We start from the raw sequence: 2,463 nt of genomic DNA, 5'->3' as shown, positions 1-2,463 counted from the left end.
CGGCACGGGCCGCGGCGTGGGCGACCTCGGGGTCCGCGCCGTCCCGGCTGACCAGGAGCGCGGCGACGTCCTCGACGGGAGGGATGCGCAGCGCGACCCCGCGGCACCGCGACCGGATCGTCACGACGACGTCCTGCGGGCTCGGGGCGCACAGCAGCCACACGGTGCGGGGCGGCGGCTCCTCGATGGCCTTGAGCAGCACGTTGGAGGTGCGCTCGGTCATCCGGTCGGCGTCTTCGAGGACCATCACCCGCCAGCGTCCCTGCGAGGGGGCACGCTGGGCCACGCCGATGAGCTCGCGGATCTCCTCGATGCTGAAGGTGACCTTCTCGGTCGCGACCACCTTGACGTCGGCGTGGGTGCCCGAGAGCGTCGTCGTGCAGGCCTGGCACTGCCCGCACCCACCCGCGGGGCACTGCAGGGCCGCGGCGAAGGCCCGTGCGGCGTTCGAGCGGCCCGAGCCGGGGGGCCCGGTGATCAACCACGCGTGGGTCATCGCTCCAGGGTCACCCACCGCGCTGCGCAGCACCTCGACCGCGCCCTGCTGGCCGACGACGTCCTCCCACACACTCACGGGCCGACCTCCCCCAGCACGGCGTCGAGACGGGCCCGGACCTGCTCCTGGACCGCCTCGACGGGCAGGGCGGCGTCGACCACGAGCCAGCGCTCCCCGCCGGCGGCGGCCCGGGCCAGGAAGGCCTCCCGGGTACGGCGGTGGAAGTCCGCCCCCGCGCTCTCGAGCCGGTCGGGGTCCCCCGTGAGCCGGGCGAGCCCGACCGCGGGGTCCAGGTCCAGCAGCACCGTGAGGTCGGGCAGCAGACCCTCGGTGGCCCACAGCGAGAGCCGCTCGACCTCCTCGGCCCCCAGGGCACGCCCGTCCCCCTGGTACGCGACCGAGGAGTCGAGGTAACGGTCGGTCAGCACCACGGCCCCCCGCTCGAGGGCGGGGCGCACGACGGTGTCGACGTGGTGGGCACGATCGGTCGCGTAGAGCAGCGCCTCGGTGCGTGGGCTCACGTGCTCGCCGTGCAGCACCGCCTCGCGCAGCTGCAGGCCCAAGGTGGTGCCGCCGGGCTCACGGGTCGTGACGACCTCGTGGCCCGCGGCGCTCAACCGCTCCGCGACGAGGGCGAGCTGGGTCGACTTGCCGACGCCGTCGCCCCCCTCGAAGGACACGAACACCCCGCGCCCGCCCGGCCGGGGGCCGGGGGCGCTGGTCGAGAGGTCGCTCACTCGCCTGGGTAGCGGACGCCGACCTGACGACGGATCTCGTCCATGGTCCGCATGACCTCGAGGGTGTTGTCGAGGGTGATGACCGGGCTCTCGGTCTCCCCCGCCGCGATCCGCCGGGCGACCTCGGCCGCCTGGTACTGGAAGCCGCCGTCGACCGGCTGCTCGAAGGTCGCGGTGCTGCCGTCGTCACGGACCACCGTGAAGCGGGTGGGCCGGTAGAAGGCGCCCTCGATCTCGATGCGCCCGGCCGTGCCGCCGAGGACCGCCGTGGTCGCGGTGCGCGACCAGAGGGTGGTGTGCAGCGAGGCCTGGACCCGGTCGCCGTAGCCGAGGGCGATGCTGATCTGACCGTCGACCCCGGCCGGCGTCAGGGAGCCGAGGGCCTGGACCGAGTCGGGGACCCCGAGGATGTCGTGCGCGAAGGAGACGGGGTACACGCCCAGGTCGAGCAGGGCCCCGCCCGCGAGCTCGGGGTTGTGCAGCCGGTGCGTGGTCGGCAGGTGGCCGAAGGCCTGGCCGTGGTCGGCCAGCAGCGAGACGACCTCACCGATCTCGCCGCGCTCGAGAACCGACCGCAGGGCCACGACGTGCGGCAGGAAGCGGGTCCACATGGCCTCCATGACGAAGACCCCGGCCGCCCGGGCGGCGTCGACGACCTCCTGGGCCTCGGCCGCGTTGCGCGCGAAGGACTTCTCGACCAGCACGTGCTTGCCCGCGGCGATCGCGAGCAGGGCGTGGGCCCGGTGCTCGGAGTGCGGCGAGGCCACGTAGACGGCCTCGACGGCGGGGTCGGCCACGAGCTCCTCGTAGCTGCCGTGCACGGTCGGGACACGGAACTCCGAGGCGAAGGCGGCGGCGCGCTCCTCGCTACGCGATCCGACCGCGACGATCCGTGACGAGGTGTGGTCGCGGACGGCGCGGGCGAAGGTGCGGGCGATCCCCCCGGGGCCGAGGACCCCCCAGCGGATCGACGGGGCGGTGCGCGGGTCCTCGGCGTGTGTCATGCCCTCACCGTACTGGGACCGGCCGACACCCCGCGGGCGCAGCCGACAGCTCCGGCCGCGGGGGCGCCCGGCGCGATGTCAGCGCCCGTCGTGCGCATAGTGGGGTCGATCGGGGTCAGATGGTGACCCCGATCGACCCCGGTCCTCAGGATCGGCGTCACCCGCCCCAGCCGGGTCCAGCCGGGCCGGGCCGGGCCGGGCCGGGCCGGGTGGAACTGAGGCTGTG

Annotated in this window: 3 protein-coding genes; all 3 read right to left on the bottom strand. The window is 74.9% G+C overall.

Annotated elements, in window-relative coordinates:
- Positions 1 to 574 (bottom strand): DNA polymerase III subunit delta' (locus L0B03_RS16645; protein WP_250447952.1); only part of this gene is annotated, 574 nt, incomplete at its 3' end.
- On the bottom strand, positions 571 to 1,233 hold the full coding sequence (tmk, locus tag L0B03_RS16640; protein ID WP_250447950.1) for a dTMP kinase: 663 nt from the start codon (positions 1,231 to 1,233) through the stop codon (positions 571 to 573). The genes L0B03_RS16645 and tmk, both read right to left, overlap by 4 nt.
- Positions 1,230 to 2,237 carry a Gfo/Idh/MocA family protein gene (locus tag L0B03_RS16635; RefSeq protein WP_250447947.1) on the bottom strand — a complete coding sequence of 336 codons (1,008 nt, stop codon included), beginning with the start codon at positions 2,235 to 2,237 and terminating at the stop codon, positions 1,230 to 1,232. The genes tmk and L0B03_RS16635 overlap by 4 nt, the downstream gene beginning before the upstream one ends.
- Positions 2,238 to 2,463: the final 226 nt, after the last annotated feature.

The organism is Actinotalea sp. C106 (genome assembly GCF_023630195.1).
In the GTDB taxonomy this organism is placed as follows: Bacteria; Actinomycetota; Actinomycetes; order Actinomycetales; family Cellulomonadaceae; genus Actinotalea.
This window is presented reverse-complemented; position numbering and strand designations above follow the sequence as displayed.